Here is a 16,901-nt window from a genome sequence, read left to right on the forward strand (position 1 = left end):
TGCTGTTTTAAAATCGGTTTGATCAATAATTTTGCAATATTTAACTTTTTGTTCAAATGTAAAATGTTTGGACATAAAAATAACACTCCTTTATTTTGGAGTGTCAAATTTTTTTCACCTAACTTACCATTTTTTTTATACCTTTTTTTATATTATTAGAATATAATATATATTATGAAATATAAATATGACTTTGGCTTTATTGGGACGGGAGCATATGGTAGTGCACTAGCTAATGTTCTATCTTACAATAATAAAAAAATATCGATGTATGGCATTGATGAAAAAGAAATTCAGGACATCAATGATGGACATAATCAAAAGTACTTTGGATCAAATAACTTTTTTAATAAAGAAAATATTTTTGCTACAAACGATTTATCTGAAGTTGTTTTAAATTCTAACTTTATAATCCTAGCCATCCCTTCAAACGCAATAAAATCTGTGTTAAAACAAATAAGTGGATTAATTAAATTTAAAAAAATCAATTTAATTAATTTATCAAAAGGTATAGAACCTTCTACAGAACTTTTTTTTAGTCAATTTATCAAAAGAAAATTTAACAAAAATTTAAAAAATTTAGCAACACTTTTAGGACCCTCTTTCGCTATTGAAATTTTTAATAAAGAGTTAACTGTTATAAATATTGTTGGTGAAAACAAAGAATATAACGAAAAATTAATACAAAATTTTAATAATAATTATTTTAAATTAGTAGAAAATAGTAACGAAATAGGACTAGAGCTATTCGCTTCTCTAAAAAATGTTCTTGCAATAGGACTAGGAATAGCTTCTATCGCAACAGAAAGTAAAAATACAAACGCAGCATTAATTACAATTGGTATTCAAGAGATGATAACAATATATCGTAAACTAACAAACAATGTAGATAATGACTTTGTTTACCAATTTGCAGGTATAGGTGATACTTTTTTAACTTGCACATCGGTAAAAAGCAGAAATTACACATTCGGTACAATGATTGGAGAATTCGGAATAAATGTTGCTTTAGAAAAAACAAACGGCACTGTAGAAGGTTATACAACCGCTAAATCATTAGAAAAAATAATTAAAAATAATCAAATAAATGTTCCGTTTTTTGAAAATATTATAGAAATACTTTCAAACAAAAAAGAACACATGAAAATATGTGATTTTATAACTAAAAATAGTTAAAAAATAATGTAAAATTATATTATATTTATAATATAAAATAAGGAGTAAAATGATTAAACATACACAAGATGTTAAAAATTCTCAAGTTGTTGTTTCATACACAATTAAATCAGATGAATTTCAAAAATTATTTAATGAATCAATAGATAAAAAAGCTCAAAAAGTTAAAGTTCCTGGTTATAGACCTGGTAAAGCTCCAATTGAAAAACTAAGATCATACGTTAATAAAGAAGATGTTTTTACAACACTTATTAATAACTTAGCTAGAAATAAATTCTCTGAAATTGCTAGATATATCTCAGAAAATAAATTAGCTGTAGTTTTACAATTTCATGAATTAGATATTAAAAACGAAGAAAACGGTGACTTAGTAATTAATTACAATTTCCCTATGATGCCTGATCTAAAAAAACTTACTTTAAAAGGTATTGAAACTAAATTCAACTTTAAAAAAGTAGGCAAAAAAGAAGTTGAAGATGCAAAATTAGAAATTTCAGAAAAATTCAACGGTCTTGAAGAAGTTAAAGACAAAAACGAAAAAACAGTTTTAGGTGATACAGTAAATATCGACTTTAAAGGATTTATTGATGACGTTGCTTTCGAAGGTGGAGAAGCTCAAGGACACGATTTATTATTAGGTTCAAAAACTTTTATTCCAGGTTTTGAAGATCAATTAGTTGGTAAAAAAACAGGTTATAAAGGTGATGTAGTTGTTAAATTCCCTACAGATTACTTTGTTAAAGAATATAGAGATAAAGAAGCAACATTCCAAGTTACAATAAACGCAATCAAAAGACCTTCAAAATTTGAATTTAATGACGATTTCGTAAAAGAGTTTAAAATTGACGGAGTTGAAACTTTAAAAGAGTTTGAAAAATTATTAAAAAACAAAAAAGAAGTTGAGTTCTTTTTAGAATCAATTAGACAATTTGAATTAGAGACTATTGAAGAAATTATTAGCAAGTCAAAATTAGAAATTAATCGTCAATTATTACAAGATAGAATAAAAAAATTAGAAGATGATTTTAACAATTCATTAAAACAATACGGATTAAAAAGAAAAGAATATCTTTCATTCGTTAAAACAACAGAAGAAGAATTAAATGAAGAATTCAACAAAATAGCAAGTTCTGAACTTAAAAAATCATTAGTTCATGAATATTTATTTGGTGAACTTAAAGTAAACGAAGAAGATAAAGATTTCAAAGAATTTAAGGAAAAATTACAATTAAGCGGTGAAAAAGGTATACCTGGAAACTCAGCTCAAGAAATTGAAAAAACAAAATTAGAACTTGTTAAGACAATTGCATTTAACTACAAATTGCTTGTATTATTGAAAAAAGATAAAGATGCAGAAGAATATAAAAAATTAGCATTAAAATTAAAATTCACATTCTAATAATATTTAAAAATCAGGATATTCTCCTGATTTTTTTGAAACATTTTTTCATTTTAAAAATATTTTTTGAAAGTTATATAATAAGAAATATATGAAGGAGGGAATGTGAACTCAAAAGAAGAAAACAAGATAAATAAGGAAGTTATTATAATCAAAAACTTACAAAAAAGTTTTAAAAAATATAAAGCGTTAAAAGGCATTTCTTTTAATGTCAATAAAGGAGAATTATTTGGTTTTTTAGGTTTAAACGGAGCAGGCAAAACAACTACATTAAATATAATTTTAGGTTTACTAAAACGTGATGCGGGTGAAGTTTTAATAAATGGTCAAAATATTGATGAGGACATAGTTTCAATTAGAAATCAAATAGGAATTGTATTTCAAGAGTCTATTTTAGATCCTGGCCTAAACGTATATCAGAATTTATTAGTTAGAGCCAATCTTTATAAATCTTTTTTTAAAGATAAAACTCCAAAAGAAGTTGTAAATGAAATTATTGATGAATTCCAACTAAATGATTTTGTTAATAGAAATTATGCACATCTTAGTGGTGGGCAAAAAAGAAGAGTTGATATTGCAAGAGCACTTGTTCATAAGCCTTCAATTTTATTTTTAGATGAACCGACAACAGGTTTAGATCCAAATTCTAGAAAGCTTGTTTGAGAAATACTTAGTAAGATACAAAAAGATAGAAATTTAACTATTTTACTTACAACTCATTATATGGAAGAAGCAAACAATTGTAATAGAGCAATAATAATTCAAAAAGGTGAAAAATTAGTCGAAGGGACTCCATCAGAACTAAAATCAAAATATTCAAGCTCTCAAATTAAAATTTATAAGATGACAAGCAAATTAAGTGACTCTATTTTAAAATCAAACTTAGATTTTAAAATAAACAATAATGTTTATACCATTAAATTTAAAGACTACAATGAAGGATCAGGATGAATTAAAGAACACATCAAAGATATTGAAGATTACGAATTTTTCAAAGGTTCAATGGACGAGGTTTTTTTAAATGTAACTGAACAGTTCGGAGGTAAAAATGTTTAGTCAGTTAGGAAATTTATTTAAAAGACATTTTTTAATCTTTGCAAAAGATAAAAAAAATTTTCTTTACCTTTATGAGTCCTATGATTGTACTTTTATGTTTCGCCTTATTCGCAAGAAATATTTACATTGGCCAAATGCCAAAACAAACTCCTGAAATTATTAAAAACCAATATGCCGATATAAGTTTAATGATTGGACTTTTATCAGTAACCACATTTACAAATGCAATTAGTTTATCAAGTGTTATGGTTACTGACTCTGAGAGAAAAATATTAAATGATTTATATATGACACCTGTTAAAACTAGCGTCATACGTTTAAGTTACCTGCTATTCAATATATTTTTAAATATTTTAATTACAACACTAATGTATCTAATAAGTATTTTTTGAATGTTAGGAAACAAAACTTTCATTGTGAACAACCAAACTACAATTCCGTTTGCAAAAGGAATGTATATTTGGTTTAGCATTATAATTGGATGTATTTTAAATAGTGCTATTTTTGTATTTATATTTAGTTATGTTTCTAATAGTGCTGCTTTTAGTGCTTTAAGTGCTTCTTTAAGTGGTATCGCAGGATTTTTAATTGGTGCTTTTGTTCCACTAATTACATTCCCAAGAGCACTTGCTGAGATATCAAGTTTAATACCTGCTACCCAAATTAGTAATTTAATTAAATATTTCGCACTAAAAGACTTATCATTTGTAAACCAAAGTAACGCAAGTTTTGAATTCTATATTTTATTAGGACAAGATATAAAATGATGAGGATCGTTCCTATATGCAACTAGTTGAATTGCATTAATGTTTACACTTAATTTTGTGATTAAAGTACATAAAGTCAAGTAAAAAATAACATTTAATTAAAACTCCAAATTTGATTTAGATTTGGAGTTTTAATTTTTCTACAATACTATCTTTGCTCATACACAATAACCACAAGTATTTCTTCAATTTTCTTAGATGTGCCAAATTCCTCGGCATATTTTCTGAGTTTTAATATATCTTTATCATTTTTTTAAGATAATAATTTCATGCTTTAGAAAAAATTCTGTATCTTGATTTTTTCTGTCTCTAACTAGATCACAAAGTGTTCTCGACATATCATAAACATTTACAACATTACCCATTTATGTTTTAATTTTTGTTATACCTAGATTGTATCACTCTTTTTTTAATTGGTGGACAATTATTTTATCTTTTATTTTTCAAGTATTATAACCTTGTTTTACTGTCACTTCCTTTGTAAACGATATTCTGTCTGTTGAATCATGAAGATAAAGTGCTATCTAATCAGAAAAAATTACTACATTATTTCTTAGTTAAAAAAATAGTTTTCATCATAATTATAATAATTAGGACTAATGTAACATTTTTTAAGCTCTCTTTTTTAACCATATTTGTTAGAAATCATAAATGGAACTTATGTTTAGATAATTCTTTTATGTTATTATTCCGTTGTTAGATTTCATAATTTTAATAGTGCTATATTCATTTTACTTACTTTTGTGTTTTATCATTATAAGAAATAGCTCACAAATACAAGTTATGAATTAAATAGTCATAATTAATTTTTGTTACATTCTTTGAAATCGGGTTTAATTAAATCGGATATATTCAATTAATTTACAATTAAAGTATTCATGACTAAGTAATAAACACCATTAATTATAAAACCAACTATGTATTAGATTTTCCTTTTTAATTTAGATCTAATTAATCAGTTATATTATCAACAAAATATTTGATAATTCTTAATATCTTATTTTATTGGAGAATATATTCAAATAATCGAAAATTTAATTTCTTTATTTTCGGCATTTAAATTGAGACTCTGAAATCAAAGCAGGTTGATCCCTTTAAAATAAATGTGTAATTGTGAAATAATACGTTAAACCTATTTTGTTTTCAAACCCTCTATAAATTCAATTTTTTTCGTGATTTATTTTATCTTTAAAAACAATAATATAAATAAATTATTAATCTAATTATTGATAGATGATAAAATATTAATATAAAATATATTATATCTTGAAATATAGTTGATCAAATAAATTATTTTTTTGATTTAAACTATATTTTTATTTAGAAATAATATTTAAATAGTAAGAAAGTAATAAATTATAAATATGAAAAAAATAAAAAAAGAACCAATAAATGATGCTAACGGACTGATCACAAAAGATGGAATAATTAGTTTTATGAAGGAACAAAGCAAAACTATTCGTAGTAGAAATTCTACAGACATAACTAAAGCATTTCGTTATTCTAATGATGATGAATGATATACAACTTATGAGGATGTTGAATTTTTTATAAAAGAAGCTAAGATACCTAAAGATATGGTTATATGATGTCCTTTTGATTTAGATAACTCAAATTTTGTTAAAGCATTTAATGATTATGGTTATAAAGTGATATATTCTCACTTATTATATGAACAAGATTTTTATAAGTATGAGCCGAACGAAAAATGAGATATAATAATTTCCAATCCACCTTTTAGAAATAAACACAATTTGTTAGAAAGAATTCTAGAATTCGGAAAAGAAAAGCCTTGAGCGTTAATTTTCGGAATACAAGCTCTAAATAGCGAAAAATTTTGTGATAAATTACAACAATTTAAAAGAATTCAATATGTTCACTTAAAACGTAGAATGTGCTTTACAAAAGATCACTTAAATTATGATGTGATGAAATTAGATAGACCTAGTTTTGCATCTATGTGAATATGTAATAATTTATTTAAAAAAGATATTCAAGTATGAAAAGGTGTTGATTATAAAAACGATAAAAAGGAATATTATTAATGGAAAAAATAAAAATTCAAGTAACATCTAATTTATACAAAAATTTAAACACAAAATTCCAAACTAATAAAAATGATGATTTAACAAAATTGTCTAATAAAGCAATATATGAAACAATTTATTTTGATAAATATATAACAAAAAAATATGATGAGTGTATTTTTGAAGAAATAGAAGAAAGATTTCAAGGAATTATTGTTAACAACGAATTTGTCGTATTTTTTTCTATGGCACTAGATAATAATTTTAAAACAGTAGGGAGAAATACTTTTTTATCACAAGGATTCTATCCAGTATATAATTTTTCCAATTCTAAAAATAAAAAATTACCAATAAAAGTATCATTAAATCCTTATTCATTTTACAAATTTGTAGATAGCAAAAGAGGTTTTATTCCTCCAGAGAATTCAACAAATATTCGGATTACAATTTGTGAAATGAAATTAATAAATATTGAATTTAGTCGTTCACTAAATATTAATAGAACATTTTTTGATGATGATTTGTTTTCATACTTAAACGCAATGAAACAATCGAAAGAAAATAACAATTCAAACAACGGATTTTGATTGTTAGCAGAAGATAATAATACTATAAATGTTTATGGACTTGATAATGAGAAGAATACAAGTAAAAAAAGTGATATTTTTGACGGAGCTAAGTGAGGCGATTTATTTCTTTCGTTAAAACTTTTATCTATGAAACGTAAGGAATGAAAAATTAATGAATTAAATTTTATAATATATGAAAATTATGAAAAAGAAAGTTATAAAAAAAAGTTAAAACTAATCCGAAATATGGGCTTCAATATAGTAAATATTTTTGATGAACAAAAAAATATAAATATCGATAATGAAATAGACACAGAAGATGATATAAAAAGAAGACAATCTGTCTTTAAAAATAAAATTTTAAAACATTATAAGTTTAAAAATGAATGTTTCACTTGCGACTACCCATTAAATTTAGTAGCAAGCCACATTCATCGTTTTACCGACATAAAATCTGATTTTAAAAATGGAACAATAACAAAAGAGGAGGCTCAATCACAAGTGATTGATGGTGCAAACGGATTTTTATTGTGTCCTAATCATGATAAAGAATTTGAAATGGGATTTATTTATTTTGATCTTAATGAAAAAAAATTCAAATTTAATGAAGAAAGATGAGAAATAGAAGTTAAATCTATCGATTGAACCAAGAATGAATTAGCAAAAAAAATATCTGAAAGATTAAAAGAGAAGAAACTAGAAATTAGGGGTAATAATATTATTGAATTCAAAAAAAGACTTAGTATTTATGTAAAAAAACACCATATAAGAATAGGAATAAATAATAATATTCTAAAAAATAATTAAATTTTCTATAGTAAGTTTATAAAATAAGAAGTTAAAATTATGAATAAATTAAATCTTAATTTAAACTTTTTTCTATACAACTTTATAACATTCATATAAAAAACCAAAAATATAAAGAACATGATTTCATTGATATAAAAATTGATGAAGTTGAAATAAAAAATAATAGTGAAATTTATTACAAAACAAAAAAAGAAAAAGAGATTAAAATCATAATGAAAGGATATAAATATTTTATATTTATTAAAATTTTTCGACAAATGCAAAAAATGGCATATATCAAAAAAATACAATCAATAAGTTTTTTAACAATAGTTGACTGTATAGATTTAGACTTTAAAAAATGTTCTAAGATAGTTTGTTTTGCTAACGAATATAATAAAAAAGCATCTCAAAACCTATAAAAAATTTAGTTAATGTAAGAAATGATCAACAATAAAATTTCTAATTTATTCATAATTTTTAAAGGTAAGCCTTAATCTTGTATACTATCAACAAAGTGTCTATAATAAAACGGAAGAGAAAATTTATTTTTGGAATTAGAAAGAATGTTTAAAGAAAAAACTAAAATAATTTTCTTGAAAAATGGAAAAGATTAACCTGAGTGCGATAAATGAAATACTTTTAGAGCAATATTAAATTCATTAGAGAAAAATATTATGTTAAGTATAAAACATTAAATACTATTGTACGGGAGTGTAAAACAAAATAATAAAATAATTTGAATTGTTACATTTATAGATAAAGTAAAGTATGAAAATTTGAATTTTGAATGCTAAAAAACTATTACTGATATTGTTGGATTATAAATATGAAAGTTAAAGATAAGTATTACTACAGTCGAGAATAATTTAAAAATTTAACTTACAAAAAGATGAAAAAATATATTATATTAATAACGTAGAAAATATTCTCCTATTTTAACCTCAAATATAGCAGCATACAGCCATAATATACTATTAGTTTTACAAAATTTGGTGTTATCAAAAACTAACAATGTAAGAATATTTTCTTTTCAAGTAATTTCAACAAATTACCAAATATAGGAAATAGAGTCATTTACATAAAAAATAAAAAAAGATTTCAACCCAATAAATAGGATAAAAAAGAATATAAATTTAAGTTGAGTATTATTTTTCTAAATTTATTAATTAAATTAAATAATTTATAAGGGATCATTATCATAACTCAAAATAATAAAAAAGTAAGCCTAAACTTACTTTTTTTATTACATCTTAATGTTTCCTGGTGTTCTTGGGTAAGGAATAGTATCTCTAATGTTTTCCATACCTGCGACATACATTACAAGCCTTTCAAACCCTACTCCAAAACCAGAAGATTGCATGTGACCAAAACGTCTTAAATCAAGATATCATTGTAAATCTTTTTGATCAATGCCTAATTCATTTACACGTTGAACTAATTTGTCATAATTTGTTTCTCTTTGACTACCACCAATAAGTTCACCGACTCCAGGAACTAGTAAATCAAAAGCAGCAACAGTCTTACCATCTTCATTTTGATACATATAAAAGGCTTTAAAATCTTTAGGGAAGTTTATTACTGCAACAGGAGCTTTATAAAGTTCATCAGTTAAGTATTTTTCGTGTTCGCTACCTAAATCTAAACCAAATTTAATATCTTGGTTTTCAAATCTATCTCTAACTTTTAACAATTCTTCAATAGCTTCTTTATAATCCACAATTTTTAAAGGAGTATTAATATAACTTTCCAAACGAGAAATTAAGTTATTATCAACATGTTCGTTTAAGTATTCAATTTCCATTTTGTTTATTGACAAAGTGTTTCTAATAACAACTTTAAGCATATCATCTGCTAATAAAATTGTTTTATTTAAATCATAAAAAGACATTTCAGGCTCAATCATTCAAAATTCGGCTAAGTGTCTTTTAGTGTTTGAATTTTCAGCTCTAAAAGTAGGTGCAAAAGTATAAATTTTATTCATACCTAATGCATAACTTTCTCCATGTAATTGTCCTGTAACACCTAAGCTAGCCTTATTTCCTTTTCCAAAGAAGTTACCTTCTTTTGTTGAATCATCAACTAAAAATGTTTCCCCTGCTCCTTCTCCATCGTTACTTGTAATAATAGGGCTATTCATGTAATAAAAACCTTTATTTATAAAGTATTTATGTACTTCTTGAGCTAAAGTTGAACGAATCAACATAACTGATCTAAATAAATTAGTTCTATGTCTTTGGTGTGGAATTTCTCTTAATGTTTCGGTTCTCATTTCTTGCTTTTGAATTGGAAAATCTTCATCAACATTTTTGTAAGCTATTAATTCTGTGGCTTTCATTTCAATTGGTTGAGGTGAGTTTGGAGTTGCGTGTAAAGAACCTAAAATTTCTATTGCAGTGCCAACTCTTAATTGATCTAAAATATCAAAATCAAATTGTTCGCCCTTAAAAACTACTTGTAAATTTTTAACAGTTGAACCATCATTAATTTCAAGAAAACGAATTTTCTTGCTACCTCTATTAGAAGCTACTCAACCTTTAAGAGCAACTTCGCTTCAACCATCATAAAAATTAGGTTTTAAAATCATTTTTTTAATAGTATGCATATTATTCCTCAATATTTATTTTTATTATTATTTTTGTTATTTCTTCTTTTGTTTTATCTGTAATTAAAGGACAATGTAATTCTCCAGGTAAAAATAATGCAAAATAACCTTTACTTAGACGTAAATAATTGTTTTTATTATTATAGTTAACAAAAACAACATCATTTTCTGGTTTATTTAACAAAACATTTTTATCTGAATACTCGGGATTTAGATCGTAACCAAAAATTTCATCACATTCACCTGCGAAAATATGTATATCAACATTTTTCGAATGAATTTCTCCGAATGTCTCTTCAGGAAATAGTTCTTTATATTTCATTTTAACAATTTTTATTTTGTCATCAATTTGGGTAATACCAAAATCTAAATTATCAAAATTAAATTCCGTTAATAATTTTAGAGCTTTATTTAAAGAAGGATATTTAGTTTGATAAATATTTGAATTAACTATTTTGTCATATATCATTAATTATTTTCCTCGCTCTTTATTTTCAATAAAACTTGATCTATTCTGCTACCGATTGTAGATACATCATCAAAGTAAAATTTAACTGTAGGAACTTTTCTTCAATTTAGTCTTTTAGATAAGATTTTTTTTATAATACCTGCAGAATTATTAAGTGCAATTAAACCTTTTTCTTTATTAGAAAATAGGTTTACATATACTTTTAAATAACTTAAATCAGATGATAATTCAACATCCATAACAACTGGATCAATAATATTTTTATTTGTTATTTCATTAAATAAAATATCTGCAATCATATTTCTAATTAATGCTTCTTTTCTTTTTAAGTTTATGTTATTCATATGTTTTAAATTATATAATATTTTATTTAAAATTTAATATAAAAATAAGGCTGGTATATATTAAATTCCGATTTTTTATTAAGAAAATTATCATTTTATATTTGCAAGTTATATTAAATAAAAAACATTAAAAAAACATCAAGTATAACCATTATGTTCTTGATGTTTTTTGTAATAATTATTTATTTGCGTTTGATTTTTGTAAACGTTTGTTAAATCTATCAATTCTACCTGTAGCTTTGATTTGAGTTTTGTTTCCTGTGAACACTGCATGACAGTTTGAACATACGTCAACTGTAAAGTTTTTTCTTGTTGATTTAAAAGTAAATTCTTTTTGACATGTTGAACAAGCAACTTGAACTTCATAATAAGCAGGATGTAAATCTTTTTTCATATTCTTCCGATCCTTTCGACTATTTTGAGTAGAACTCAACAACTAAAGCGTCTTTGATTTCTGAATGAATTTCTGTTCTTTCTGGTAATCTATCTAATTTAGCTGTAAAGTCTTTTCTTGTCATTCAAGCTGAAGCTTGTTTTGTTTCTAAAGCCTCTAAAATTTGTTTGTTTGTTCTTGATTTTTCTTTTAATTCAACAACATCACCTAATGAAACTACCATTGATGGGATGTTTGCTTTTTTACCGTTTAATGTAAAGTGTCCGTGGTTAACAAGTTGACGAGCTTGTCTTCTTGTTGTTGCAAATCCAGCTCTATAAACTACGTTATCTAAACGTGTTTCAAGTAATTGTAATAAGTTTGTACCTGTAACACCTTTAGCTTTAACAGCTTTTTCAAAAGCTTTACGTAATTGTTTTTCGTTTACACCAAATAAGTGTTTAACTTTTTGTTTTTCGTATAAGTGTAATCCGTAATCTGATAATTTAACTCTTTTGTTTCCGTGTTGCCCTGGTGCGTAAGTTCTTTTTCTACCTTTTGAAAATTCTTTACCTGTTTCTAAGATAGAAAAACCTAAACGACGAGCTTTTTTGAAAACTGGTCCTGTGTATCTTGACATTTTTCCTCTTTCTGCATAGGATGAGGGTTTATTTCTAACTATTAAAGTTTAACTTAATGTTTTCAATTAAACAGCTTAATCTACTAACAAAGTTTGACATGTTAAATTTTTCTTAGTTATAATAAACTGCTGTACTCAATTTATGCTTTATTATTTTATCATTTTTACACATTTTTATAAATAATATTTATAAGTTTATTTCCCTCAAACTAAGACATTTTTTAATATATTAAAATTTTTAAAAAATAGTTAATTATTTAAAAAATATTTTCAGCATTACATTATATGTTGTATAATTTGTTTATATTACTAATTGGTAATATAAGATTAAAAAATTTAGTCTTCATAATACTAAGTCATATTAATTTAAATGACTATTACATAATAAAACATATATAAAAAGATGAGGAAATAATGAAAAAAATAAAATTATTTAAAAAAATGCTTCTCCCATTATTAGGGTCAAGTGTAATTGTTGTTGCATCATGTTCAAATCAAGTAGAAACTAATGCTTCAAAAGAATCAAAAGAAAAAGAAAATAAAGAAACAACAGAAGAAAGCAAAGAAAAAGAAACCGGAATTCTTGAATCAATAACAAAAACAACTAATGAATCAGAGACAGAAGAAACAAACGAAACAGATACAGAGACAGAAGAAGAAGCAAATTCAGATTCTGATGAAGATGAAGATGATGGTGGAATTTTCGGTTCATCAGTTTTATCAAATTTAGTCGGATTACTTAAAGGTGATTCAGATAGTTCAGGTTCAGTATGATCAGGTGGTTCAAGCGATTCTGAGGATGAAGATGAGAATTCTTTAAAACAACAAGCAAGTAAAAAATTAAATGAAGCTTGAGGTTACTACGATACTCTTGCAGATGATGAAGATGGCAAATATTACGATCTATCAAATGAGTTGAAATCAAGAATAAATAATACATTAAAAGAAACAGGTTATTTAAAAGGAAATTTAACAGACGAAGAAGCACAAAATGTAATAAATCGTCTTAATGAACTTTTAGAAGATGTAAAAGCTAAAAAAGAAGCTATCGATGGTAAAAATTCAAGTGTTGAAGACACAACAAAAGAAACCAGAGAAGAGCAAGGTGAAGGTGAAGAATTAAATTCTAATAGTAAAAATGAAGAAAAACAAGAAAACCCAGAAGAAGAACAAAGAAAGAGAATGTATGGAGAAATAGAAGATATAATTTTAGAAGCTTACGATTATGATATAGATGAATTAAGTGATGAAAAATATAAACCCCTTTCAGATGAACTAATGAAAAATATTAATGATTTTAAACAAAAACTTAACGAATCTAAAGAAACACTTTCAGAAGAAAAAGCTAATGAACTTAAAGCAGAAATAAGAAAAATTATAGATGATATAAAACTTAAAAAAGAAACTATGAATAAAGAAACATCTCCTAATAATGAAGAAACCGAAAATTCTAATGGAGAATCAGTAACATCCGAAAGTTCTCAATCAGAAGATGAAGAAACGGCAGAAACACAAGAATAACTTATAAAAATAGATCCAAGTGTTCTATTTTTATTTTGCAATAAAAAACCATTTATTTTTAAAAAAACTTAATTATTCAATTGTATATTATAATTAAAGTAAGTTTTTTAAAACTTAAAGTTTGTATAAGGAAATAAAAATGAAAAAAAATAAAATACTTAAAAGTTTACTTATTCCTATTTTAGGAACAAGTTTTATAACTTTAATTTCGTGTTCACCAATGAAAGAACAACAAAATAAAATAGTAACTAATAACAATTCAAAAGACAAACCAAAAGAAAAAGAAGATAACTTAAAAATTAAGGATTCTTCAGAAGTAAACAATAAAGAAAATAGTAATCAATCTATTAATAGTAATAATGAACAAACAGATAGTCTAAGCCACAATAACGCAGAAGAAACTACTACTAAAGAAAATGTTGATTCAATAACAAAAAATAATCCCGAAGAAGAATCAAATAAAAATAATGATAAATCTAAAGAAGATGAACAAAATATCAAAAAAAGCGTACTAGACGCATACGAAAATTTAGTTAATGAACAAAAAAACTTTATAAATTTATATAATGAAACTAAATCAGAAAAAAATACAATGTATAAATACGAAATATTGTTTGACACAATAGATAAGGTTACCGAAAATTTGGATCAAATAGAAACTCCACTTAAGTTTGATCAACAAGAGCTTGAAAATTACAACAAAATTCTTAGTGAATTAAAAGGAAAATTTAGCGAAGTTACCAATCTAAAAAATACTTTAAGTTCACAAGAAGATATTAAACCTGAATATTATGCAGGGAATTTTGATAAAAATAATGTTAAAAAAGAAGAATCTTCTCCTAAAAACGATTATAGTAACTATCCTGAACTCGAAGCCATAGAAAGATCTACAAAAGACGGAAACACAAGTGTGGACCCAGTTAGATCTTTAGTAAATAAAAAAGCTTTAGAATTTATAGATTTAGCTAAAGGAAATATAACTGACTTTAATCAAAATAACTATACCTCGCAACAAAAAGAAGAATTAAGAAGATTTCTAAATGAAACTATAATAAATGGTGAAACAAACAAAAAAGCACAAATAAGACTTGTATTTAACTGAATTACTAAAAAAGTAAAATATGCTAGACAAGCAAATCAAGCTAAATTAAATCCATATGAAGTTAAACAATATTTATATGCTGTTTGTGGTGGTTATAGTATATTATATAAAGCATTTTTAGATTTACTAGACATTAAAACAATTATGGTTATTGGTTGATCTTCTGCTGGAGCTCACCAATGAAACGCAATACAAGATCCCGAAACTAATGAATGATTCTTTTCAGATACAACCTGAGGGGTTGTAAATGAAAGATATTTTAGATTATCACCTGAAGAAATTTCAAATGATCATATGGTTGAACGTGTTTTAGATTTAGATTTTAGAAAAGAAAATGTTATATATGAATATTGAAATGGATTATCAGTTAAAGATGCACTGGTTGATAACCCTAATATTCCTGATAAATTAGATGAAATTGTTGTTGAAAATATTTCTGATACTATTTTAAATAACGATAAAGTAAGAACATTACATATACCACAATTTGTAAAACACATTGAATACCCCGGAACTAAAGGTACATATGCTTTTGATGTCTCAAAAGATAATAAATTTTTCGCTTCACAAAATGGTATTTTATATAGTAAAAACTTTGAAAAAATATTAATGACTCCCAATAATTTAAATGTAAAAAATATTGTAATACCAAAAGAAACATCAACATTAAACGATGGTAAAGATTTATTTGAATCAAGTGTTGTGCAAAGTATTGAAGTAGAACCTGGAAATTATTCTTTCGCTTCATATAAAGGGGTTTTATACAATAATGACTTTTCACAAATAATTTCTATACCAAACGGGCTAACAAATTTAGTTGTCAATTCAAACGTTAAATTCCAAGGACAAGAAATATCATTCAAAGATAACATTAAAACCGTTACATTAAACGAAGGAATAACAGATATTGTTGATTACACATTTAATACTCTTAAAAAATTAGAATATGTTATTTTGCCATCAACAATTGAAAATATTAGTGAGTACGCCTTTTGGCAACTTAAAAATATAACACTAAAAACATATAAACATAACAAATATGTTGAAGACTTCGCGAAAAAACATTCATTTAGATATGAAATCATTCAAAATAATTAAAAAATGCTTCCTTTATATAAAGGAAGTTTTTTGTTTAATTCTAAAAAATAATATAATTTAAATTATGGAAAACATTAGAAAAATTTTTGCAGAAGGTAAAGCATATGCCGGTGCTAAAAAAGTTATTTTTATAACAACTTTTATTTATGCATTCTTGTTTATTTTAACAATATTATTATCTATTTTAGGTAGTTCTATATTAGAGAAAATGTTATATAGTTCTAGATATAGTGGTCGAGTGTTTTTTATAGCACTAGGCTTAATATTATTCGGTGTTGTTTCTAATTTTATAATTTCATTTTTTATTAGAAATAATAATATGAGTTTACTAAAATCATCCTTGCTAGCAACTTTTAATTTGATAATATGAACTTCTATAATAACAGGATTTTTATTTATTTTTAAAACAACTGAAAGAGTTTCATCAATGAACGCAAGTAATAACACTTTTAGTTACACAAACTTTCTTTTAATATCATGTTTACCATTATTAATTTTAATGGTTTGTGCTACAATAGGTTATTTCGAACTAATTAACAAACATATACTTAAAATAACAATGACATTATTAGGTATTGCTCTTATGGTCTTATTTTTCGTTTCTTTCTTTGTTTTAAAAGTTCAATGATACTATTCATTATTAAGTGTTCTTTTTATATCAGGAGCAACAATATTTGAGTTTTACTATGTAAAAAAAGAGATTCAAAACTTTACTTATGTATCTTCAAATTCTCAAATATATAGCTATGCGATTAATTTAGCTACTAGATTATTTGTTAGCACTTCATCAATGTTAATACATATTTTAAGACTTTTATCTTTTTCAAGAGATAATTAAGAATAGTATTACTTATATTAGGAAAATAAAATTCTAACTTAATATAAATTAATATAAAGACAAATAAAACAACAAGCACTAATACTTAGTAAGCGTGCTTGTTGTTTTTATTATTTTATAAAATTTGA

At 24.6% G+C, this 16,901-nt stretch carries 15 protein-coding genes; 10 read left to right on the forward strand and 5 right to left on the reverse strand.

What is annotated here, in order from left to right:
* Positions 1-174 precede the first annotated feature (174 nt).
* The 7 genes from N9R85_RS01995 (at position 175) to N9R85_RS02025 (ending at position 8,205) form a co-directional block, all read left to right on the forward strand.
* Positions 175-1,176 carry an NAD(P)H-dependent glycerol-3-phosphate dehydrogenase gene (locus tag N9R85_RS01995; RefSeq protein ID WP_262858360.1) on the forward strand — a complete coding sequence of 334 codons (1,002 nt, stop codon included), beginning with the start codon at positions 175-177 and terminating at the stop codon, positions 1,174-1,176.
* A gap of 49 nt (positions 1,177-1,225) precedes the next feature.
* Entirely contained in the window at positions 1,226-2,575 is a 1,350-nt protein-coding gene (gene tig, locus N9R85_RS02000) for a trigger factor (protein ID WP_262858361.1), read from the forward strand.
* A gap of 105 nt (positions 2,576-2,680) precedes the next feature.
* On the forward strand, positions 2,681-3,631 hold the full coding sequence (locus N9R85_RS02005; RefSeq protein WP_262858362.1) for an ABC transporter ATP-binding protein: 951 nt from the start codon (positions 2,681-2,683) through the stop codon (positions 3,629-3,631).
* Positions 3,632-3,669: 38 nt separating this feature from the next.
* On the forward strand, positions 3,670-4,482 hold the full coding sequence (locus N9R85_RS02010; protein WP_396888747.1) for an ABC transporter permease: 813 nt from the start codon (positions 3,670-3,672) through the stop codon (positions 4,480-4,482).
* A gap of 1,280 nt (positions 4,483-5,762) precedes the next feature.
* Complete coding sequence (locus N9R85_RS02015) at positions 5,763-6,443, forward strand: sugar-phosphate nucleotidyltransferase (RefSeq protein WP_262858364.1); 681 nt, start codon at positions 5,763-5,765, stop codon at positions 6,441-6,443.
* A complete protein-coding gene (locus N9R85_RS02020; protein ID WP_262858365.1) occupies positions 6,443-7,801 on the forward strand; it encodes an HNH endonuclease signature motif containing protein in 1,359 nt (452 codons plus the stop codon). The genes N9R85_RS02015 and N9R85_RS02020 overlap by 1 nt, the downstream gene beginning before the upstream one ends.
* A 260-nt stretch (positions 7,802-8,061) precedes the next feature.
* The gene (locus N9R85_RS02025) at positions 8,062-8,205 is read left to right on the forward strand and encodes a hypothetical protein (protein WP_262858366.1); all 144 of its coding nucleotides are present in this window, start codon (positions 8,062-8,064) and stop codon (positions 8,203-8,205) included.
* A gap of 824 nt (positions 8,206-9,029) precedes the next feature.
* Here the strand turns inward: N9R85_RS02025 and asnS are convergent.
* The 5 genes from asnS to rpsD form a co-directional block, all read right to left on the reverse strand.
* The gene (gene asnS, locus N9R85_RS02030; protein WP_262858367.1) at positions 9,030-10,388 is read right to left on the reverse strand and encodes an asparagine--tRNA ligase; all 1,359 of its coding nucleotides are present in this window, start codon (positions 10,386-10,388) and stop codon (positions 9,030-9,032) included.
* Between the two features lies 1 nt (position 10,389).
* Entirely contained in the window at positions 10,390-10,857 is a 468-nt protein-coding gene (locus N9R85_RS02035; RefSeq protein WP_262858368.1) for a YhcH/YjgK/YiaL family protein, read from the reverse strand.
* Positions 10,857-11,201: a 30S ribosome-binding factor RbfA gene (gene rbfA / locus N9R85_RS02040; protein ID WP_262858369.1), complete on the reverse strand. Its 345-nt coding sequence runs from the start codon at positions 11,199-11,201 to the stop codon at positions 10,857-10,859. Before rbfA ends, N9R85_RS02035 begins: the two co-directional genes overlap by 1 nt.
* 178 nt (positions 11,202-11,379) lie before the next feature.
* Positions 11,380-11,595, reverse strand: a complete 216-nt coding sequence (gene rpmE / locus N9R85_RS02045) for a 50S ribosomal protein L31 (protein ID WP_205852212.1) — start codon at positions 11,593-11,595, stop codon at positions 11,380-11,382.
* 19 nt (positions 11,596-11,614) lie between these two features.
* Positions 11,615-12,214, reverse strand: a complete 600-nt coding sequence (gene rpsD / locus N9R85_RS02050) for a 30S ribosomal protein S4 (RefSeq protein WP_262858370.1) — start codon at positions 12,212-12,214, stop codon at positions 11,615-11,617.
* A gap of 414 nt (positions 12,215-12,628) precedes the next feature.
* Here rpsD and N9R85_RS02055 point away from each other — a divergent pair, with 414 nt between their 5' ends.
* The 3 genes from N9R85_RS02055 to N9R85_RS02065 all read left to right on the forward strand — a co-directional run bounded on the left by N9R85_RS02055 (position 12,629) and on the right by N9R85_RS02065 (position 16,773).
* Complete coding sequence (locus N9R85_RS02055; RefSeq protein ID WP_262858371.1) at positions 12,629-13,735, forward strand: hypothetical protein; 1,107 nt, start codon at positions 12,629-12,631, stop codon at positions 13,733-13,735.
* 139 nt (positions 13,736-13,874) lie between these two features.
* Positions 13,875-15,935 carry a leucine-rich repeat protein gene (locus N9R85_RS02060; protein WP_262858372.1) on the forward strand — a complete coding sequence of 687 codons (2,061 nt, stop codon included), beginning with the start codon at positions 13,875-13,877 and terminating at the stop codon, positions 15,933-15,935.
* Positions 15,936-15,999: 64 nt separating this feature from the next.
* On the forward strand, positions 16,000-16,773 hold the full coding sequence (locus tag N9R85_RS02065) for an MAG0110 family membrane protein (protein ID WP_262858373.1): 774 nt from the start codon (positions 16,000-16,002) through the stop codon (positions 16,771-16,773).
* The last annotated feature ends 128 nt before the right edge of the window (positions 16,774-16,901 follow it).

This window comes from Mycoplasma sp. CSL7503-lung, assembly GCF_025515455.1.
Taxonomy (GTDB): domain Bacteria; phylum Bacillota_I; class Bacilli_A; order Mycoplasmatales; family Metamycoplasmataceae; genus Mycoplasmopsis.